The following is a 19,784-nucleotide window of genomic DNA, read 5'->3' as shown; positions in this document are numbered from 1 at the left end:
CAAGGAATGACCAATCAGCCGCCCCTTGACCCCGTGCTCGCCGCTTTCCGCAAGAGCATCGACAATATCGATGCCGCGCTGGTGCATATTCTGGCTGAACGCTTTCGGATTACTCAATCGGTGGGCGAATATAAAGCCAAAGCAACCCTGCCCCCCGCCGATCCGGCGCGTGAAAGCGAACAAATTGCCCGCCTCCGCCATCTGGCTGAGGAGAGCCAGCTGGACCCCGAATTCAGCGAGAAATTCCTGCGCTTCATCATCGACGAAGTGATCCGCCACCACGAACAGGCGCGTGACGGCTAGCCTGAACGCGGCAGGCTGAGCTTGACCAGCAGGCCGCCCAGATCCTCGCTTTCGCCCAATTCGACATCGCCGCCATAGATTTGCGCGACATCGCGAACGATGGCGAGGCCCAGCCCGGTGCCGGGTTTGCCGGTGTCCAGCCGCGCGCCGCGGTCGAAGATGCGGGTGCGCTCGCTTTCGGGAATCCCCTCCCCGTCATCCTCCACCCAGATTTCGCACAATGCCGCCTCGGGTTCGACATCGACTGTGGTGAACACGCTGCCGCCGCCGTATTTGGCCGCATTCTCGATCAGATTGCCGAGGATTTCGTCGAGGTCCTGCCGCTCGATCGCCACTGTCGCGCCGCGATTGCCCGCAATATCCAGCCGGGTGTTGGGATACAGCCGCTCCACCGCGCGGCGCACGGCTTCGGCGCTTTCGCACACCGGCGTGCGGGCATGGCCCACTGCACGGCGGCCCAGCGCGCGGGCGCGGGCGAGATGGTGATCGACATGGCGCTGCATCGTCTTGGCTTCGCGAATCACCGTATCGGCCAGATCCGGCGCGTGCGCGGTGGCGGCGTTGGTGACCACCGTCAGCGGCGTCTTGAGCGCGTGCGCCAGATTGCCCGCATGGGTGCGCGCTTCCTCTGCCTGCGTTTCGGTATGCGCCAGCAGGGCGTTGATCTCTTCCACCAGCGGCTCAACCTCCAGCGGCAGCGGATCGGTAATGCTATTCGTGCCCGCGCTGCGCATCGACTGGATCGCCGCCCGCACGCGCCTAAGCGGTGACAGGCCGTAATAGCTTTGCGCCATCGCCATGGCGAACAGGCCCAAGCCCAGCGCAGCAAAACTCCACGCCAAAATCGATCGGATGCGGCTGATCTGTTCGTCCAGTTCCTCCAGCGAGGACGCAACGGTAAAAGTCCAGCGGGTTTCGCTGTCGGGCAATGTTACCGTGCGTTCAACTACGCGTAGCGGTTCGCCGGGGAATTGTCCGCTGTCATAAAAATGGGGTTCGTCATCAATATGCCGATCACGGTCTTCGAGACTGCGATCCCACAGGCTACGGCTGGGGAAATTTTCAAACCCCTCGCCGCTGATCTGCCAATAGGCTCCGCTGTTGGGTTCCAGGAACCGCTGGTCACCAAGCGGACGGTTGAAGGATATTTCGCCCCAATTGTCGATCTCGGCGGTGGCGATCAGCGCGGTCAGCACATATTCCAGCTGGTCGTCGGAATTGTCTCTGACAAGATTGGTCAACGTGCGGTCCAGCGCGAAGCCGCCGCCCAGCAGCAGGACCGAAATCCATACTGCGGCTATGGCCATCATCCGCGCCGCCAGACTGCGGCGCGGCTTGCGGCCCAATGGAGCTGTTACCGTACTGTCGGCAGGCGCGTGGTCGCTATCGCCGGCTGGGGCGATTGCCGCTGCGCCAGTCCCGGCCTCAGGCGCGGGGCTGGTCAGCGGGATCGTCGAGGCTGTAGCCAAGTCCACGGATCGTCGTGATCACTTCGGCACCCAGCTTCTTGCGAATGCGAGTGACGAAGACTTCGATTGTGTTGGAATCGCGGTCAAAATCCTGATCGTAAATGTGTTCGATCAATTCGGTGCGGCTGACCACCTTGCCCTTATGGTGCATCAGATAGCTGAGCAGTTTGTATTCCTGAGCGGTCAGCTTAACCGGCTCTCCGCCCAGTGTGACCCGCCCCGAGCGTGTGTCGAGGCGAACACCGCCCGCCGTCAGTTCGGATGAGGTATTGCCCGACGCACGGCGGATCAGAGCGCGCAGGCGGGCGATCAGTTCTTCGGTCTGGAATGGCTTGGCCAGATAATCATCGGCCCCGGCATCGAGCCCGGCCACCTTGTCCGACCAGCTATCACGCGCGGTCAGCACCAGCACAGGGAACGCCCGCCCTTCTTTGCGCCACATGCCCAGCACGGTCAGCCCGTCAATCTCGGGCAGCCCCAGATCCAGCACGACCGCGTCATAATCTTCGGTACTGCCAAGATAATGGCCATCTTCGCCATCAGTGGACAGATCAACGGCGTAGCCGTTCTGCTCCAGTGTCGATTTGAGCTGTTTGCCGAGCGTAGGCTCGTCCTCGACGATCAGGATCCTCATGCGCGTATTCCCTCTGGCTTGCGGGGCGTGACCGGCGGTCCGTCCCTTGTGTTCATGTCGTTCAGGAACATGAACGCGTCAAGCCGAAGGGGGTTTCGTTAACGGCTGCGGCGCAGCACGCGTCCGGTGCGCGCATCGACATCCACGAACAATACGCGGCCGTCGCGAATGAATTTGAGGCGGTAGGCCATCGCGGTTGGATCATAGGCAAACCCCAGATATTCCGCGCCGCGCATGGTGGGCAGCACCCGCGCCTCGATATCGCGCGAGCGCAGGATATTGCCAGCGCTGGCTTCCTTACGCGCTTCGCCCTGATCGCTGCGGCGCTGCGCTTCGGCAGGTGTCACGGCGAGCGTGGAGACGGCAAAGCCAAGGGTGAGCAGGGAAAGAATGGGGCGTTTCATCATGCCGTTATTGCTAAAACCAGAGCATTGAACAATGTCTGAATACCGCGAGTAGCGAGTGTTCAGGCTGTCTAAGCTCAGCGGACCAGTTCATATTTGGCAATCAACGTTACCTGGGTTGCTACCAGACCCGGCCTGGTGGGCGTGGACGCCTTAATCGCCGGCGCTGCAGCATCCATTACACTTTCGTTATACATCACCTGCTGTGAACCAAGCGATTCCTCTAGCGCCAGCAAGCGCACATCGCGATAACCGGCCATCCTCGCATAATCCTTCGCCTGAGCTACGGCGACGCTGAAAGCCTTGGTGCGGGCCTGTGCGCGGGCGGGTTCAGGATCGACTATGCCCCAGTTAGGCCCATTCAAATTGGTCGCCCCGGCAGCCACCAGCGCATCGAGCACCGGACCAACGCGTTCAAGGTCGCGCAATTCGACTGACACAGTATTCGTCGCTTCATATCCGGTGAATTGCGGCGGAAGATTATCGCGGTAATTGTATTGCGGGTTCAGCGTGATGCCGCTGGTCTGGATGCGCTCATTGGGTATCCCCAGCGCCGCCATCTGCTTCAGCACGCGGTCCATCTCCGCCGCGTTTTGCTGCATTGCCGCCACCGCGGTGGCCGCGCGCGATGATACGCCGGCGCTCACCATGGCTTTGTCGGGGTCACCCAGCACCTGCTGCGAAACCTGCAATTCCACCACCGGGCCGGAAACCGCGATGCCGATTTCCGCGGCATGGGCGGTGTGTGCGCTCAGCGCCAACGGTGCGGCGCCCAGCAGAAGCGGAAGGAATTTGCGCATAATCATCATTATCCTCGCAGAATAAAGGGCATTGCTGCCACCGATCCGGTTACGCACGGCTGAACCGCCTTGTTCCCGGCTTGGGGAGCGACTACTTCGCGCGGCCTATGGCGCAACCTCCGATCCTGAGCTGGGAAGGCCTCGGCCTGCAACAAGGCGGCCGCTGGCTGTTCGAGAACCTCGATCTGCACGTAGGCCCGCGTGACCGGCTGGCGCTGATCGGGCGTAATGGCGTGGGCAAGACCACGCTGTTCAGACTGATTGCCGGCTATCTGGATTCCGACCGGGGGCTGCGAAAGGTCAAGCCTGGCACGCGAATTGTCTTGCTGGAACAGGACCCCGATCTGTCAGGCCACAAGACGTTGATGGATTGGGCGCTGTCGGGCGACCGCCCTCCCGCAGAACACGAAATCGAAGCCATCGCCGGTCAGCTGGGCATCGACATGGCAACCCCGACCAAGGGCGCCAGCGGCGGTGAACGGCGCCGCGCGGCGATTGCCCGTGCGCTGGCGCAGGAACCCGATCTGCTGTTGATGGACGAACCCACCAACCATCTCGACATCGCAGCGATTGACTGGCTGGAAAGCTGGCTGGACCGCTACAAGGGCGCGTTTCTGGTCATCAGCCATGACCGCACCTTCCTGAAACGGCTGACCAACGCCACGCTGTGGCTCGACCGCGGCGCGATGCGGCGCAAGGATGTCGGCTTTGGCGGGTATGAGGCGTGGGAAGAACAGGTCTATGCCGAAGAAGCGCGCGCCGTGCACAAGATGGACGCCAAGCTCAAGCTGGAGGCGCACTGGCTCGAACGCGGCGTAACCGCCCGGCGCAAGCGCAACCAGGGACGGCTGGAAAAATTGTGGCAAATGCGCGCCGCGCGGGCATCGATGATTTCGGCGGGCGGCACGGCCAAGCTGAAGCTGGCCACCGCAGAGGATTTCAAGTCGAAATCGGTTATCGTCGCGGACAATATCACCAAGATTTATGGCGACCGCACGATCATCCGCCCCTTCTCGCTACGCATCCAGCGCGGCGACAGGATCGGAATCGTCGGCTCGAACGGCGCAGGCAAGACCACCTTGCTGCGGATGCTGACGGGCGAGCTGGAACCTGACAGCGGCAGCATCGAGATCGCCAAAACACTGACCGGGGTGATGATCGACCAGCAGCGCCGCCTGATGAGCCCGGACAAGACCGTACGCGATATCGTGGCCGAAGGCGGCGACTGGATCGATGTGCGCGGAGTACGCAAGCACGTTCAGGGCTATCTCAAGGAATTCCTGTTCGATCCCAAGATCGTCGACACCAAGGTGGGAATTCTGTCCGGCGGCGAGAAATCGCGGCTGTTGCTGGCGCGCGAATTTGCCAAGGCCAGCAATCTGCTGGTGCTGGACGAGCCGACCAATGACCTTGACCTCGAAACGCTCGACCTGTTGCAGGAAGTGATCGCGGATTACGAAGGCACGGTGCTGATCGTCAGCCATGATCGCGATTTTCTCGACCGCACTGTTACGCTGACATTGGGGCTGGACGGATCGGGCAAGGTCGATGTGGTTGCGGGCGGTTATGAAGATTGGCAGGCCAAGCGTGAGCAACCGTTTGCCGCCAAGCCCAAGGCCGGGAAAACCGAGAGTGCTGCGCCCGCCCCGTCCCCCAACCGCACTGCGCCGAAACCGGGCAAGCTGTCATACAAGGACCAGCGCGATTACGAACTGCTCCCCGCGCGGATAGAAGAGCTGGAAACGGCGATCCAGCGAGGCGAGGAAATCCTGTCCAACCCCGCGCTCTACACTGAAGATCCTCAGAAATTCGCCAATATCTCCAAGGGTATCGAGAACGCGCGGAGCGAAAAAGACGTGGCGGAAGAACGCTGGCTGGAGCTGGCGGAGCTGGTCGAGGGGTGAGCGAACGCCTGGCCCGCGAAATTGCTTCTTGCCGCCTGTGCGCGGACCATCTGCCGCACGGCGTCCGTCCGGTCGTCAGCTTTTCTCCGACCGCACGGCTGCTCATCATCGGTCAGGCGCCGGGATCCAAAGTGCACGAAAGCGGCATTCCGTGGGACGATGCCAGCGGCGACCGACTGCGCGACTGGACCGGACTTAGCAGGGACGTGATGTATGATCCCGCCCAGGTAGCACTGGTGCCGATGGGCTTTTGCTATCCCGGCAAGGCCAGCGGCGGCGACAAGCCTCCGCGGCCCGAATGCGCGCCGCAATGGCATGGCCGCGTGTTGGAAAAACTGCCGCGCGACCGGCTGACCCTGCTGGTTGGCAGCTATGCGCAGGCACATTATCTGCCCGCCACCCGCCGCCTGTCGTTGACCGATCGTGTCCGGCAATTCCGCGAATTCCTTCCGGCCACCTTGCCCCTTCCCCATCCGGCGTGGCGCAGCGCTATCTGGATGCGCCAGAACCCGTGGTTTGCCGCTGAAGTGCTGCCCGAACTGCGGACGCTGGTGCGTCAGGCGATCCGGTAGAACCCCGCCACCCGGTCGAGCGCCAGCTTAAGCACCAATTTGCCGCTGCGCGCGGGCCATTGCAGGGTTTTCTCGGCATCGGGCAGTCCCTCACAGGCGCACACTACACGCCACAATATATCGCTCAGGCCCCTGCCTGCTGCCTCCATCGCCCCATCGAACCGGCGCTTTGCCGCGATCTGGCGTTCGCTGTGAGTCAGCCCGTCACCGCCGCTGCCCCTGATCCGCACCGAGTCCCAGCGCATGGTGATAGACGCGCTGAGATGCGCACGCTCGTAATCGGAGCGCAACCGCTCGCCTGCATCGAATTGCCGGTTGTCCAGATGCCCGCGCGAATGCAGCCAGGTCAGCGGCGATTCGGCCAGATTTACAGTGACACTGCGCCGCTTGGCGCGTGCCTGTCCTGCGCTTCGCGGGCCTTCTTCTGTCAATTCGCGTTCTACCAATTTCCTGCGCATCGAAATCCTTTCGCTGTGAAGGTTGCTCTTGCAAAATTCGGGTTAGTGTAGGAAAGGGAAAAAACCAATTTGGTTATCGGAGCGCTGGTTTGATCAATCGCATTCGCGACATTCGCAAGGACAAGGGTTGGACCCTGGCCGACCTCGCCGCCGCCTGTTCGCCGCCCACTACGGCGCAGACGATTGGCCGCCTCGAAACCGGAATGCGAACCCTGTCGCTCAAATGGATGGAGCGGATTGCCGCAGCGCTGGAGATCGAGCCCGAACTGCTCGTCCGTTCAGAAAGCGCCGCGTATCCGCAAGTCGTGGCGACACTGGCGGCATCTGGGCCCGAAGCGCTCGCCAACACCCGCGACGCACTGCTGGCAACCGACTTTGGCGGCGACGGCGTGTTGATGGTGATGACGGTCGATTACCCACACGGCGAATACCGATCTGGCGATCAGCTGTGGCTCCGGCAATTGGCGCCCGAGGATGCAGGGCGAGCGATCAACCGCGATGTACTGGTGCCCAGGAAAGCGGGACGATTTGCGTTTGGCCGCTTGATTGACCGCAAGGCGAATCTGGTGGGCATTCTCCCGCCCGGACATGGCGAAAAGCAGCAGGTTGTCGACAATCCGCCGTGGATTGCTGTCGCTGAGATGCTGGTGCGGCGGCTGTGACACCCGACAAAACGCGGCGTGTCCTCACGCTGTCGACCCTGTGGCCCAATGCGGCCAATCCGCGTTTCGGCACCTTCGTTGCGCAATCTGTCGAGGCATTGCAGGCGGGCAGTCATTGGCAGCCCACTGTGATCAATCCCATCGGCCTGCCGCCGCTGACTGTGGGGCCTTACAAGGCGCTGTCCGCTGCGGCTGTGGACGGCAAAGAACGCGGGATCGAGATTTACCGGCCGACCTTCCGCCTGCTCCCGAAGTTCGGCGGGCGGTTCAATCCCGGTCAGATCGTGCGTGCCGCCCTACCCCTGGCGCGCCGCCTTCATGCGCAGCAGCCCTTCGATCTGGTCGATGCGCAATTCTTCTATCCCGATGGCCCCGCCGCAATGCGAATCGCGCAGGAGTTGGGCCTGCCCTTCTCTGCCAAGGCGCGCGGTGCCGACATCCATTATTGGGGCGCACGAAGCTATGGCCGCAAGGCGCTGCTCGAAACCGCTGATAAGGCGGCGGGCGTGCTGGCAGTGTGCGAAGCGCTGGCGGACGATATGACAGCGCTGGGGATGGAGCGCGGCAAAATTACCGTACATTACACCGGCCTGGACCGCGATCGGTTCCGCCCGCTTGGCCACACCATGCTGCGCCAGCGGATTGCAGGCGAGCTGGGCGTGCCGATTGGCGAGAATGACGAGCTGGTGGTGACTGTCGGCGCGCTGATCGCACGTAAGGGGCAGGAACTGGTCATCCGAGCGCTGGCCGGGTTACCGGCGGCGCAATTGCTGTTGGTCGGACAGGGCGAAGACGATGCGAGCCTGCGCAAGCTGTCTAAGGACAGCGGCGTCGCGGACCGTGTGCATTTCCTCGGCTCGGTCGATCACGATCTGCTGCCGCCGATCCTGTCCGCTGCCGATGTGATGGTGCTGCCATCAACGAGCGAAGGCCTCGCCAATGCGTGGATCGAAGCGCTTGCCTGCGGCACCCCGATTGTCATCACCGACGCTGGCGGTGCGCGCGAAGTGGTCACAGGGCCGGAAGCCGGCGTAATCGTGGCGCGAACTGTCCGCGCCCTGCGCGAAGGTATCCGCCTGGTGATCGACCGCAAATATTCGCCGCAAGTGGTGGCGGCGAGCGTCGACGGGTTCAGCTGGGAGGCAAACGGCGCAGCACTGGCGGATTACTACGACAGACTGTTGGCAACTTAAGCTTCGCCGCGAGCGATCTTTTCCTGACGGTCCACCGCGGTTTCGTCCGGGACGAAACTGTCACCCGTCATGCCCAGCCAGATCAGCAGCGGTGCGGCCATATAGATCGAGCTGTACGTACCAACAAAAATGCCCAGCGTGATCGCAGCGACCAGACCGAACAGGCTGGCCGGGCCGACCAGCAGCAATGGCACCAGCGCCACCAGCAGCGTCAATGATGTCATCACCGTCCGGGCCAGCGTCTCATTGACCGACAGGTCAAGCAATTCTGGCAGCGGCATCTTGCGGAATTTCTTCAGATTCTCACGGATGCGGTCGTAAACCACGATGGTATCGTTCAGCGAATAACCAATGATCGCCAGAATTGCCGCGATGATCTGCAGGCTGAATTCCATTTGGAACAGCGCGAACATTCCCAGCGTCAACGACACGTCATGGAACAATGCGAACAGGCCGCCGACCCCGAACTGCCACTCGAACCGTAACCAGATGTACATCGCCACCGCCAGCATCGCGGCAATCAGCGCCAGCACGGCATCCTTGCGAAACTCACCCGAAACCTTGCCCGAAACATTGTCGTTACCGTCCAGTCGGAAGTCGGGATATTTGTCCTTCAGCGAGCCAACGATCTGATTCGCCGCGACCTGCGCAGCTTCCTTGTCAGCTGCAACTTCGTCAGGCAGACGGACACGGATCGAAACCTGATTGTCCTTGCCAAAACGCTGCACCACCGGATCGCCATAACCCAGCGCGCCGACATCGCTGCGCAACTGGGCAATCGGCGCCTCCTGGGTTTGCGTGAAGGTCGCACGCACTTCCAGACCGCCAGCGAAATCAACCCCGTAATTCAGTCCCTTGGTCAGCACCAATGCCCAGCTTGCCGCGATCAGCAACAGGCTGACCGCAAAAAACGGAATGCGCCATTTCAGGAACTTGATATTGGTGTCGTCGGGGACGAGCTTGAGAAGTTTCATATGCCGTGTCCCTTAAAGCTGGATGTCGCTGGGCCGCGCTTTGCGCAGCCACCCGGCAACCCACATGCGGGTCAGCGTAACAGCGGTGAAAACCGAGGTGAACAGGCCGATAACCAGCACGACCGCAAAGCCGCGGATCGGGCCAGAGCCGAACAGGAACAACAGCACACCGGCAATAAGGTTGGTGATGTTGGCATCGTAAATCGCCCGGCTGGCTTCCTTGTAACCGTTCTCGATCGCCGCAACCACGCGCCGCCCACGTTTGCGCTCTTCACGAATGCGTTCGTTGATCAGCACATTGGCATCCACTGCCGCACCAATCGTCAGCACGAAACCGGCGATACCGGGCAGGGTCAGCGTGGTGTTGAGGATCGCCATAATGCCCAGCAGCATCAGCACATTGATCACCAAGGCGACCGTCGCATAGATCCCGAAGCGTCCATATGTGAAGATCATCAGCACGACGACCAGCAGCGAGCCGACGGCCATAGCCATCATTCCCTTGCGGATCGAATCGGCGCCAAGATCCGGACCAACCGTGCGTTCTTCGATCACTGCCAGATCAACCGGCAAAGCGCCTGAACGCAGCGAAATGGCCAGCTGGTTGGCAGACTCGACAGAAAAGCCGCCAGAAATCTGGGCCGTACCGCCACGGATCGGTTCGTTGATATTGGGTGCGGACAGTACGTTGCCATCAAGGATAATGGCGAAAGGCTTATTGACGTTTTCAGTCGTCAGCTTGGCAAACCGCCGCCCGCCTTCGCTGTCGAAGGTGATATTGACCACCGGCTCGTTCGATTGCGGATCGAAGCTTTGCTGCGCATTGGTCAGATTGTCGCCGCGAATACCGCCGAGCCGTTTGACGGCAATCGAAGTGCCCGCCGATGCCGAGCCGTCGGAATAGGGCGCAATTTCGCTACCCGGAGGCGCAAGACCCTGCGCCACATCAGATGGCAAAGCGGTCTGGTCGACCAGCTTGAACTCGAGCTTGGCTGTCTGCCCCAGCAGCGCCTTGAGCTGTTCGGGGTCTTGCAAGCCAGGAACCTGCACCACGATGCGCGTGTCGCCTTGACGAATAATCGTCGGCTCACGCGTGCCGAGTGCGTCGATGCGTTTGCGCACAACCTCGGTCGCGCTGTCCATCGCATCAGTTACTGCCTGATCAAGCCCCTGCTCGGTCGGTGACAGGACAAAACGACTGGAATCAACAACCTGCAAATCCCATTCGCGCACCAGACCGTTGCCGTTAATGGACGGCAGCAGCAATTCGCGCGCCCGGTCAACATCACCCGGATTATCGAGCATAAAGCTCAGCCGCCCGCCGCGCGTCGATACCTCGCCGATGCGCAGACGCGGCTCAGCCCGGCGCATGGTGGAACGCACCGTTTCTTCCATGTTTTCGATACGCTGCGTCGCAACCTGGCTGGAATTTGCTTCGAGCAGGATGTGGCTACCGCCCGCAAGATCAAGACCCAGATTGACCATCGGGTCCGGCAAGGCCTGTGGCCACGATGCATTGGCAATCGAGAACAGCGACGGCAGGGCCGCAAAAACCGCCAGGCCCGTGATCATCCACAGCCAGGCTTTTTTCCACTTCGGGAGATCGAGCATGTGTTGGTGCTGCCTGTCGTCAGTCGTTGGCAGGCTTGGCGCCGGCTGGCGGGATCACATCGCCAATCGTCGATTTGACCGCCTTGACCACAGTGCCCTTGGCCAGTTCGATTTCGGCGTAATGCTCATCGACCTTGATAACCTTGCCGACCAGTCCGCCTGCGGTCACCACCTGATCCCCACGCTTCAGCCCGGCCACCTTGGCGGCGTGCGCTTTCTGCTGGCGCATTTGCGGGCGGATGATGAGGAACCAGAAAATCAGGATCATGCCGACAATGGGGAGCCAGCCGATCCATGCGGGCTGAGCTGCGGCACCAGTTGCGGCGGCAAGGAAATCGAGCATCGGGAAAAAGCCTGTCGAAGGGGTCAAACAATCGGTCGCAGGTGGGACGTCACGCGGCGCAATTCAAGCGCGGCACATCGCCCATCCCGCAAGATGGCGGCGCGCCTAGCAGCAATGCTGGCGCAGGGCAACGAATAGGGTGACGAAACGGCAAGCGAGAATTGGCGCGGCCGAGATCGTGCAGACACCCGCTTGCCATCCCCAAACACCGCGCCTATAGGGCCGCCCTCCACTGGTTTCGGGACGTAGCGCAGCCTGGTAGCGCATCACACTGGGGGTGTGGGGGTCGGAGGTTCGAATCCTCTCGTCCCGACCAGTGGCATACTGTTTTCTTGGTTAGCGCTTCATGGCTTTCCGATGAGGAAGCGCTCTGCTTGTAAAGCGAGATAAGCCTCACAACCGCCGCTGAGAGTCTCCAAGGCGATCTCAACATGGCGAAGGCTTCCCACGAAGTCAGCAGTCGCTGCGCAGGCGGTCAATCCAATACCCACGTCAAGTCTTGTTAGAGAACCTTATCGGAAGAATGCATCTTCTTTACTAATTTGATATTAGTAAATGTCTGATTTCGCACTTTCGGGTTCCAAACCAGTCGGTTGAAGGCATCTTTCTGACCGAACTGCGAACGGGTTCTTGAAACGCTCTTCAATGCAACTATCAATTTACCCGTTCCTCCCCCTGATACCGCACTGAATACACTTGTGTTGGTGTCGCTGATGAGATCAGGGCGGTTTATTGCCATCAGACCAATCAATGAATACACCTCAAGCAGTGGCGGCGCTAAATCATACGACGTCGCGATTCTAATGATTTGTTCTATAATTTCACTTTCTTCCATATCCTCAAAAGGACAACCGAGCCTTTCAATATTCAAAGATTGCTCCAGCGCAGGAAATTTTGTTCCCTGTATTGACGCTCGTTTTATATACACTTTTGCATCATCACAACGCCCGTTGCTAAGCAATGCTTTCGCAACCAGAAAATTCAGATATTGGTTATCAGGAAATTCGGTCACTAGAGCGCCAAGCTTTTCCCACTGCGATGAATCCATCGAAACGACACTACCGTCAGCTACTTCAGCTTGCATTTGCCCAAACAACTGACGAGCCACAAAATAGGGATAATATGAGCTGTTAGCGTGATTATCTATACATCCCTGAAGAGGGTCGGATATCGCCTGGTCGTTCGAACTTCCGACTTCCAGCATTACAAAGCATTCCAAATCTGACCGAGGTGCCCCGGAAATTTGATCGGCCAAGTGGCGTGAAAGTATACCGGGAGGGGATAGGATCTGGTTCAGCTCCATCTCCAAATTCTCGACAAGCCCCGGTCCGTTGTCCGACGACTCGCGCTCACCATGATAAATTGGGTTCCCGTCGGGATCGTAGAGGGTGAAATTAGCCACCGTCTGATTCTGTGATTCTCTAGCAATCGTGACTTCCAACGCAAATGGCCTCGTCACTTCGTCGTCATCCCGGATATGACGTGCCACCAAAGACTTGGCGAGGTGATCTCGCGCATCCGCTCTCAGGCGAGAAGCAATGATTTTGAAGTCTTCGTCTTGCGAAGAGAATCCCACAGGGTTGATGGAAATACTGAGCCCCGGACGCATGAGCGGTCCTTCTGCTTCCACTACACTCGGCTTCAGAATATCGCTTAAAGTCAAAATTCCCCAGATGCCAAGCGCAGCTACGAGAACACTGAGCAAGACATATTGACGGATGTTTTTCTGCTTGTTCACCCGAACTTCCGCAGGAATATCTCCGATAATAGCGGACTGCGGGGGGGCCTCGACTGCGGCTGACCTGGCTCTATCGCTGACGCGGCGCGCCAAATTGGGATAGGCAACTTCAAAGCTACCGGCTCTCAGCCGGTAAGATCCAGGCCTTAGATAGATGCAGGCGTTGCGCAAAGGCTGATGCCTCGCATAATACCCTCTAAGCGAGGTACGCAACCGGGAGACGTGTACTCTTACGTAGCTGTCGGTAGCGTCATCGAAATCTGCGTTTCGACCGAGCCCTTCTGTCGCTATCTCGTATTGTGTCAGATGAGCGCCAGTCCCCTCTACCGCTTTCAGGGCAAGATAACGCAAGAGTTTTGACTGCATTCTAGCCCGCTCAAAGATCGGACTCGCCAGTATCGCTGAAATTTCAGCCTCTATTGATTCTGCTAAATTCATAAATCTGCGTTGCACCGCCCGAATTTTTACTGGCTGCAAAAGGTTAATTTTTAGTAGGACTTTATGTAACGTTTCGCACGTAATTTTGTTGAACTATTGAAAATGTTGCATTTTTCCAGTTTGTAACGTTACATTAGCCGCTATCAACTCGATAAAAAGTTCCGTGTCGCCGACATTGTAATCCTCAAGTCGCCCACCTTCGATGTGGGTTTTGAAAAAGGGTTAGACAGATGATCGAGCGTAGGGAACACGATAGATTACGGCATATTTTCTTGCCTGCCTGCTTTGAATATGAAGACGTTTTTCACGTCGGCGTTATTCGCGATATGTCGAGCAAGGGCATCGGCGTTCAGTCCGACTTCTTGCCACGCATCGGCGAAACCGTTCACATCCAGTGGGGCAATTGTGAGCCGCTCGCTGGCAGAGTTCAGTGGACGCTAGGCAATCGTTTCGGAATCAATGTCGAAACCGACCCGCTGGAATATTCACGCACCCATCCATACCGGTCAGTTCGTGTGCCAGTCGGCCTCCCAGGCGAGATACACATCGCCGGCAGCAGCCACTTGGGTGAAATACTCAACATGTCCACCAAGGGGATCGCTGTCAGCCATAGCGGCTCTTTGCGGAAGGGGCAGCTTGCATCCGTTTCCTTTGGAAACGAAAATTTCGAGAACTGCACTGTGCGGTGGTCCCGGGATGGCATGGTGGGCCTCTCTCTAGACCAGACGGTGCGCCTCCAGACCCTTTCCGAAATTATTGATGGTGCGCAATCTTACATGCGCGCTGCGGCTTAGGAGGGCGAAATGGCAAAGCACTCACAGTACCCAACGCAAAGCGATCTCTGCTCGATGTGTGGCCGGGACCTCGTAGCAATGCACAAATTCTGCATGTGCGAGGCATCTCGCCTCAGCAAGGCTCGTGGAGCCGCGCGAGAGCAATTCGAAGCTCTGAAGGCATTGATCCGCAACATTGAAAATGAAGTCTCACGCTGGCCGAATTTGGGTGCACAAATTGCGAGGATTGCGGCATGATTTTCATACGCCCTCTCACCAGCGCTTTTCGAAGTGCGCTAGTTCTTCTTTCCGCTGCAACCTTGCTGTTTACTGGTGGCGCGCTTCCCTCAACTGCTACCGCTGCCGCATTGGATCTACCGTCCGTTGCGCGTTCGATAGGTAGAATAGAATGCCGTGCCGATGGGAAGCGATTTATAAGCACAGCAACTCTGGTGAGAAATCGGCAGACCGTCCTGTCCGTATCCCACTTCAATATCCATGAAGCAGAAAATAAAGTAATCCCTGTTCAACAGTGCACGTTCCAACTTCTAAGTTCAGAGGGAAAAGTGGAATTTCGAAGTGCCTTTAAAGTCTTTGCCCGAGGCGGTGTTGGAATGAATCTCGAATTGAGCCGTGCAACCGATTGGGCCATATTGACGCTGACCGATGAATCCCCGATCGATCGGCAGCCCGTCGACGTAGCGGTAAACGAAGATCTTTCCGACGCAGGTCGCATAGATATTGCCGGATATGCTTCGAACCACAACAGGCTGAAGACTCAGGTCAGCGACACCAACTGTCTCGCTCGGCCAACACGGAGCGGCTCGATTATTCTACGACATAAATGTGATACTGCGCCCGGAATGAGTGGGGCACCATTGTTCGCCACCATAGACGGTCGCATTCAAGTCGTAGCCATTCACTCCGCACGCGAAAAAGATGCCGGTCTGGCAGTCGCAATAGCGGGTTTCGCCGCGGCTAAGCTGCGCTCCGCGACCACAAGTACTGATCGCATCGTCCTCGCTTCGCGATGACATCTGTCTAATTCGTGAAGATTGAGCGCTTAACCCGGACTATCGTTGTTCAGTGCCAAGGCACTTGCCACCGGGGCAGTCGTCAGAAGGGCGGGCAAGATTGAGAACGCGGCTAATGGTGCAATCTCCGGCTTTACCAAACCACCTTCGACACAGTCGTTTTCGTTGATCCAATCGATCCAGTCGAGCCAAGTGTAAGTAGCGGAATCGCGTACATCACGAAATGTTTTTCCCACAAATTTCCAGTCAGCAGGATCGTTACCCTCATCGAGCCAAGCGCGGTATTCCGGCAAGATCAATTCGCATGACCAAGCATCCTTAGGATCCAAGGCACCCGGAGAGTCCGAATCGATCACCGGCTCGTCAGGTTTGTTACCAGCATCTGGCGCTCCGGATTGCAAAGTAACATCGGCTGCACGGACCCCTTGCTCAGTTGTTCCTGGGAGCGAAATTGCAACAGCAGCCAAAATGGGGATGAACATGAACTTCATTTTATAAAGGGCTCTTTCGATGAGATGACAGCTTAAGGCTTTCGCCAAGATTAATCAACGAGAGCGTTGATGCCCTGTTTTCCTGTCGAATTGGTGAAGGACACCCACCCATATCGACATGTGCCGTAAATTTACATATCTCCAAGAATGTGAGGTCTTCGCGAATTGCAAGGCATTAACACTTTCCTACATGAACCAATCTGGTTAGCCGATAGTCTATTGGAGAACCAGATCATGCCCCTACTCGATTCCCTCATCGGCCCCATCGCCTCGATCATCGACAAGATTATTCCCGACAAGGAAGCGCGTGCTCGCGCCAAGTTGGCGCTGCTGGAACTGGAAGGCAGTCACGAGCTGAAGACGATCGAAGCCAGGCTGTCCGCTATAGTTGCCGAGGCCCAGTCGCCCGATGTGTGGACCAGCCGCGCGCGCCCCTCGTTCCTCTATGTCATGTATGTGCTGATCCTGTGGTCCGTGCCGATGGGCATTCTTGCCGCTTTTGACGCCAATGCGGCGCAGGCCATTGGCAAGGGCATGACCGCCTATCTCAGCGGGTTGCCCGATGCGCTGTATGCCCTCTTCGGCACGGGCTATCTTGGTTACACAGCCGCGCGCCAGTGGGGCAAAGTAAAGGGGGTGGATGCGTGATTGGCGCCCCGGGTTGTGGCTGATTTGGAAACGAAACGTCGAGGACCGTTTTTTTCTTCAGGACTGTGGTCCATGCGGTCCATGTGCTTGGACTTGCTGGCGCGCTTTCCAACTTTGCCCGTCAAATCCAACTATGTTCCTGCGCCAGCAGTTGGTTTAGGAAACATTGCATGACCGACACCGTTTTTGTCCTCAATGGCCCCAACCTCAACCTGCTCGGCCTGCGCGAGCCTGAGATTTACGGCTCTGACACGCTCGACGATATTGCGGAGATGCTGGAGGATCGGGCCCGCGCGCTGGGTCTGGCCATCGATATGCGGCAATCGAACCATGAGGGGCATCTGGTCGACTGGCTGCACGATGCGCAGGCAGCTGGCGCGAAAGCCGTATTGCTCAATGCCGGGGCCTATACCCACACCTCGATTGCACTGCTGGACGCGATCCGCGCAATCCGCACACCGGTGATCGAAGTGCATCTGTCGGACCCCGCCACCCGCGAGGCCTTTCGCCACCTGTCCTATGTGGCGATGGCAGCCGCTGACACGGTGCAGGGCCTGGGCGCGCGCAGCTATGTCGTAGCGTTAGAGCGCGCCGCCGCACTGTAACGCAACCGTCACGAGCCCTTGCCTCTTGGCATCCGCGCGCGCATAGGCGGCTGCGAACAGCAACAAGGGTTACCATGGCTGACTCCAAGGGTAGCGCCGGCAAAACCGGCATGAATGTAAATATGGATCTCGTGCGCGAGCTGGCGGAACTGCTTGCCGAGACCGGTCTCACCGAAATCGAAGTCGAGGACGATGATCGCAAGATCCGCGTCGCGCGCGGTGGCTCCAGCACCACGATGATGATGGCACCACAGGGCCAGGCAATGTCGGCGGCGGCCCCGCCCGCCACCCCTGCTCCGGCACCAGTCGCCAGCGAGATTGCCGCTGCGCCTGACAACGCTGCAGCGCTCAAATCGCCGATGGTGGGCACCGTCTATCTGGCGCCCGAACCCGGTGCAGCGGACTTCATGCAAGTGGGTGACACGGTGAAGGAAGGCCAGACGATCCTGATTATCGAAGCGATGAAGGTCATGAACCCCATCGCCGCTGACAAATCGGGCAAGATCGAGGCTATTCTGGTCGAAAACGCCCAGCCGGTGGAATTCGACCAGCCGCTCGTCGTGATTGGCTGAAGCGGGGCGTTTCGATGGCAATTCACCGCATCCTTATCGCCAACCGCGGCGAAATCGCGCTGCGCATTCACCGCGCCGCACATGAAATGGGCATTGAGACGGTCGCGGTGCACTCCACCGCCGATGCCGATGCCATGCACGTCCGGCTGGCCGACCATGCGGTCTGCATCGGTCCGCCCAATGCCTCCGACAGCTATCTGAACGTCGCCGCGATCATCTCGGCTGCCGAGATTTCGCAGGCTGATGCGATCCACCCCGGCTATGGCTTCCTGTCCGAAAACGCCAAGTTTGCCGAGATTGTCGAGGCTCATGACATCGCCTGGATCGGCCCCAAGCCCGAACACATCCGCACGATGGGTGACAAGGTCGAGGCCAAGCGTACCGCCGGCAAGCTGGGTCTGCCCCTGGTCCCCGGATCAGACGGCGCAGTGTCGGACATCGCCGATGCGCAGGAGATTGCCCACCGCATCGGCTATCCTGTGATCATCAAGGCTGCATCGGGCGGCGGCGGACGCGGGATGAAGGTCTGCGAATCCGAAGACCAGCTGGAAACGCTGATGCAGCAGGCGGGCAGCGAGGCGAAGGCCGCGTTTGGCGACGCCACTGTCTATATCGAGAAATACCTCGGCAATCCGCGGCACATCGAATTCCAGGTGCTGGGCGATGGACGCGGCCAGGCCGTGCATCTGGGCGAGCGTGATTGTTCGCTGCAACGCCGCCATCAGAAAGTGCTCGAAGAAGCCCCCTCCCCCGTGCTGGGCGAGGAAGACCGCAACCGGATGGGCATGATCTGCGCAGATGCGATGGCTCAGATGGAGTATCGCGGTGCCGGGACGATCGAATTCCTGTGGGAAAATGGCGAGTTCTATTTCATCGAAATGAACACACGTTTGCAGGTCGAACATCCTGTGACCGAAATGATCACGGGCATCGACCTGGTGCGCGAGCAAATCCGCATTGCCGATGGCAAGGATTTGTCCTGCAAACAGGAAGACATCGCGTTCCACGGCCACGCCATCGAATGCCGGATCAATGCCGAAGACGCGTTCACCTTTGCCCCCAGCCCCGGCCAGGTGACGTATTACCACGCCGCCGGCGGGATGCATGTGCGCGTCGATAGCGGGCTATATGCGGGCTATAAGATCCCGCCCTATTACGACAGCATGATCGCCAAGCTGATCGTTTATGGCCGCACCCGCGAACGTTGCATCATGCGCCTGCGCCGCGCGCTGGAGGAGATGGTGATCGAGGGTGTGAAGACGAGTATTCCGTTACATCAGGAACTGCTCAAGCAGGACGACGTGCTGAGCGGTGATTACTCGATCAAATGGCTTGAGGACTGGCTGCGTGAGCGTGAGGGCTAGCGGCGGCCTGACCCAATAGCGGACATTTTGCGGTTGCGCCGACATTGCTAATGCAATCGAATGCCAGTCACCGTATCGCGAAGCGTGTGCCACCACGGTAAACGCCATAGCTTCTCAGCCTCCGCAGAAGACGACAGCGCGGAAGCCCTTCAAGCTCCTTTCGATGATATCGAGCTACAAATTCGCACCTTTCAGGGTGGACAACAGCCAAGCCTGAAGCGGCAACCTACCAGAAGCGCAAGGTAAGCTAACTGCCCAAACCCACCGCCTTCACCCCAGCGGCACACCCGGTTCATGTTTGCTGGTGCGGATTGTCAGCGAAGTCTTCACGCTGGCCACATTGGGCGCGGGCGTCAGCTTGCTGGTCAGGAATTCCTGGAAGCTCTGCAAATCCTTGCTGACGATCTTCAGGATAAAATCGATTTCGCCATTGAGCATGTGAACTTCGCGCACTTCGGGCAGATTGTGCATATGCGTTTCAAATTCGCGCAGCGCGTCTTCGGCCTGACTTTTCAGGCTGACCATCGCAAACACAGTGATTGAAAAGCCCATTTTGGACGGGTCGATCTCTGCGTGATAGCCGCGAATCACGCCCTCTTCCTCCAGCGCGCGGACGCGGCGCAGGCATGGCGGGGCGGTCAGGCCGACCCGATGGGCCAGTTCGACATTGGTAACGCGTCCTTCGGACTGCAATTCCGCCAGCAGGCGACGATCGATCTCGTCGAGATTGGACATTGTGACTTCTTTCCCAAACCGTGACTGGTGCAGCCGAATCGGCCACGCACGCGAAATGT

22 protein-coding genes and 1 tRNA gene are annotated in these 19,784 nt (G+C 58.9%); 12 read left to right on the top strand and 11 right to left on the bottom strand.

Translation table 11 applies throughout. The annotated features are described in order from the left end of the window. The first annotated feature begins 6 nt into the window (after positions 1 to 6). Positions 7 to 303 (top strand): chorismate mutase, encoded by a 297-nt coding sequence (locus tag FEV51_RS06555; protein ID WP_138617123.1) that lies wholly within the window; start codon positions 7 to 9, stop codon positions 301 to 303. On the opposite strand, the gene FEV51_RS06550 is transcribed toward FEV51_RS06555, so the two are convergent. The 4 genes from FEV51_RS06550 to FEV51_RS06535 all read right to left on the bottom strand — a co-directional run bounded on the left by FEV51_RS06550 (position 300) and on the right by FEV51_RS06535 (position 3,610). Next, entirely contained in the window at positions 300 to 1,778 is a 1,479-nt protein-coding gene (locus tag FEV51_RS06550; protein ID WP_425466597.1) for a sensor histidine kinase, read from the bottom strand. The genes FEV51_RS06555 and FEV51_RS06550 overlap by 4 nt on opposite strands. Continuing rightward, positions 1,729 to 2,406 (bottom strand): response regulator transcription factor, encoded by a 678-nt coding sequence (locus FEV51_RS06545; protein WP_138617121.1) that lies wholly within the window; start codon positions 2,404 to 2,406, stop codon positions 1,729 to 1,731. Before FEV51_RS06545 ends, FEV51_RS06550 begins: the two co-directional genes overlap by 50 nt. Positions 2,407 to 2,504: 98 nt before the next feature. Continuing rightward, a complete protein-coding gene (locus FEV51_RS06540) occupies positions 2,505 to 2,810 on the bottom strand; it encodes a PepSY domain-containing protein (RefSeq protein WP_138617293.1) in 306 nt (101 codons plus the stop codon). 77 nt (positions 2,811 to 2,887) lie between these two features. Next, positions 2,888 to 3,610 (bottom strand): SIMPL domain-containing protein, encoded by a 723-nt coding sequence (locus FEV51_RS06535; RefSeq protein WP_138617119.1) that lies wholly within the window; start codon positions 3,608 to 3,610, stop codon positions 2,888 to 2,890. A 107-nt stretch (positions 3,611 to 3,717) separates the two neighbouring features. On the opposite strand from FEV51_RS06535, the gene FEV51_RS06530 reads away from it, so the two are divergent. Together FEV51_RS06530 and FEV51_RS06525 are read left to right on the top strand one after the other, a co-directional pair. Further along, positions 3,718 to 5,514: an ABC-F family ATP-binding cassette domain-containing protein gene (locus tag FEV51_RS06530; protein ID WP_138617118.1), complete on the top strand. Its 1,797-nt coding sequence runs from the start codon at positions 3,718 to 3,720 to the stop codon at positions 5,512 to 5,514. Further along, positions 5,511 to 6,086, top strand: a complete 576-nt coding sequence (locus FEV51_RS06525) for a uracil-DNA glycosylase family protein (protein ID WP_246034465.1) — start codon at positions 5,511 to 5,513, stop codon at positions 6,084 to 6,086. Before FEV51_RS06530 ends, FEV51_RS06525 begins: the two co-directional genes overlap by 4 nt. Here the strand turns inward: FEV51_RS06525 and FEV51_RS06520 are convergent. Next, on the bottom strand, positions 6,071 to 6,544 hold the full coding sequence (locus tag FEV51_RS06520) for a DUF6456 domain-containing protein (RefSeq protein WP_138617116.1): 474 nt from the start codon (positions 6,542 to 6,544) through the stop codon (positions 6,071 to 6,073). The two genes, FEV51_RS06525 and FEV51_RS06520, sit on opposite strands and share 16 nt — an antisense overlap. An 89-nt stretch (positions 6,545 to 6,633) precedes the next feature. On the opposite strand from FEV51_RS06520, the gene FEV51_RS06515 reads away from it, so the two are divergent. Together FEV51_RS06515 and FEV51_RS06510 are read left to right on the top strand one after the other, a co-directional pair. Further along, a complete protein-coding gene (locus FEV51_RS06515; RefSeq protein ID WP_138617114.1) occupies positions 6,634 to 7,206 on the top strand; it encodes a helix-turn-helix domain-containing protein in 573 nt (190 codons plus the stop codon). Next, a complete protein-coding gene (locus tag FEV51_RS06510; protein WP_138617112.1) occupies positions 7,203 to 8,399 on the top strand; it encodes a glycosyltransferase in 1,197 nt (398 codons plus the stop codon). The genes FEV51_RS06515 and FEV51_RS06510 overlap by 4 nt, the downstream gene beginning before the upstream one ends. Here the strand turns inward: FEV51_RS06510 and secF are convergent. From secF to yajC, 3 genes are read right to left on the bottom strand one after another with little or no spacing between them, the layout of a single operon-like run. After that, on the bottom strand, positions 8,396 to 9,373 hold the full coding sequence (gene secF, locus FEV51_RS06505; protein WP_138617110.1) for a protein translocase subunit SecF: 978 nt from the start codon (positions 9,371 to 9,373) through the stop codon (positions 8,396 to 8,398). The two genes, FEV51_RS06510 and secF, sit on opposite strands and share 4 nt — an antisense overlap. A gap of 12 nt (positions 9,374 to 9,385) precedes the next feature. Then, complete coding sequence (gene secD, locus FEV51_RS06500; RefSeq protein ID WP_138617108.1) at positions 9,386 to 10,984, bottom strand: protein translocase subunit SecD; 1,599 nt, start codon at positions 10,982 to 10,984, stop codon at positions 9,386 to 9,388. A gap of 19 nt (positions 10,985 to 11,003) precedes the next feature. After that, positions 11,004 to 11,327 carry a preprotein translocase subunit YajC gene (yajC, locus tag FEV51_RS06495; RefSeq protein ID WP_138617106.1) on the bottom strand — a complete coding sequence of 108 codons (324 nt, stop codon included), beginning with the start codon at positions 11,325 to 11,327 and terminating at the stop codon, positions 11,004 to 11,006. 239 nt (positions 11,328 to 11,566) lie between these two features. Here yajC and FEV51_RS06490 point away from each other — a divergent pair. After that, positions 11,567 to 11,643 (top strand) — tRNA-Pro (locus FEV51_RS06490). Positions 11,644 to 11,829: 186 nt separating this feature from the next. On the opposite strand, the gene FEV51_RS06485 is transcribed toward FEV51_RS06490, so the two are convergent. Then, positions 11,830 to 13,503 carry a hypothetical protein gene (locus FEV51_RS06485; RefSeq protein WP_138617104.1) on the bottom strand — a complete coding sequence of 558 codons (1,674 nt, stop codon included), beginning with the start codon at positions 13,501 to 13,503 and terminating at the stop codon, positions 11,830 to 11,832. A gap of 230 nt (positions 13,504 to 13,733) precedes the next feature. Between FEV51_RS06485 and FEV51_RS06480 the strand changes: the two genes are divergently transcribed. Both FEV51_RS06480 and FEV51_RS06475 read left to right on the top strand, forming a co-directional pair. Continuing rightward, positions 13,734 to 14,297: a PilZ domain-containing protein gene (locus tag FEV51_RS06480; protein ID WP_138617102.1), complete on the top strand. Its 564-nt coding sequence runs from the start codon at positions 13,734 to 13,736 to the stop codon at positions 14,295 to 14,297. Positions 14,298 to 14,530: 233 nt separating this feature from the next. Beyond that, complete coding sequence (locus FEV51_RS06475) at positions 14,531 to 15,310, top strand: trypsin-like serine peptidase (protein ID WP_138617100.1); 780 nt, start codon at positions 14,531 to 14,533, stop codon at positions 15,308 to 15,310. A gap of 29 nt (positions 15,311 to 15,339) precedes the next feature. Here the strand turns inward: FEV51_RS06475 and FEV51_RS06470 are convergent, their stop codons facing one another. After that, positions 15,340 to 15,801 (bottom strand): hypothetical protein, encoded by a 462-nt coding sequence (locus FEV51_RS06470; RefSeq protein ID WP_138617098.1) that lies wholly within the window; start codon positions 15,799 to 15,801, stop codon positions 15,340 to 15,342. Between the two features lie 234 nt (positions 15,802 to 16,035). Here FEV51_RS06470 and FEV51_RS06465 point away from each other — a divergent pair, with 234 nt between their 5' ends. The 4 genes from FEV51_RS06465 to accC all read left to right on the top strand — a co-directional run bounded on the left by FEV51_RS06465 (position 16,036) and on the right by accC (position 18,990). Beyond that, positions 16,036 to 16,449, top strand: coding sequence for a holin family protein (locus tag FEV51_RS06465; RefSeq protein ID WP_138617096.1), 414 nt, complete (start codon positions 16,036 to 16,038; stop codon positions 16,447 to 16,449). A gap of 170 nt (positions 16,450 to 16,619) precedes the next feature. Then, complete coding sequence (locus FEV51_RS06460) at positions 16,620 to 17,054, top strand: type II 3-dehydroquinate dehydratase (RefSeq protein WP_138617094.1); 435 nt, start codon at positions 16,620 to 16,622, stop codon at positions 17,052 to 17,054. Positions 17,055 to 17,128: 74 nt separating this feature from the next. Further along, positions 17,129 to 17,626 carry an acetyl-CoA carboxylase biotin carboxyl carrier protein gene (gene accB, locus FEV51_RS06455; RefSeq protein WP_138617093.1) on the top strand — a complete coding sequence of 166 codons (498 nt, stop codon included), beginning with the start codon at positions 17,129 to 17,131 and terminating at the stop codon, positions 17,624 to 17,626. 14 nt (positions 17,627 to 17,640) lie between these two features. Then, on the top strand, positions 17,641 to 18,990 hold the full coding sequence (gene accC, locus FEV51_RS06450; protein WP_138617091.1) for an acetyl-CoA carboxylase biotin carboxylase subunit: 1,350 nt from the start codon (positions 17,641 to 17,643) through the stop codon (positions 18,988 to 18,990). A 270-nt stretch (positions 18,991 to 19,260) separates the two neighbouring features. On the opposite strand, the gene FEV51_RS06445 is transcribed toward accC, so the two are convergent. Beyond that, positions 19,261 to 19,725 (bottom strand): Lrp/AsnC family transcriptional regulator, encoded by a 465-nt coding sequence (locus tag FEV51_RS06445; protein WP_138617089.1) that lies wholly within the window; start codon positions 19,723 to 19,725, stop codon positions 19,261 to 19,263. Positions 19,726 to 19,784: the final 59 nt, after the last annotated feature.

This window comes from Qipengyuania marisflavi, assembly GCF_005884405.1.
Lineage (GTDB): Bacteria > Pseudomonadota > Alphaproteobacteria > Sphingomonadales > Sphingomonadaceae > Qipengyuania > Qipengyuania marisflavi.
Note: the sequence above shows the minus strand (reverse complement) of the source record. Positions and strands in the feature narration are given on the sequence as shown.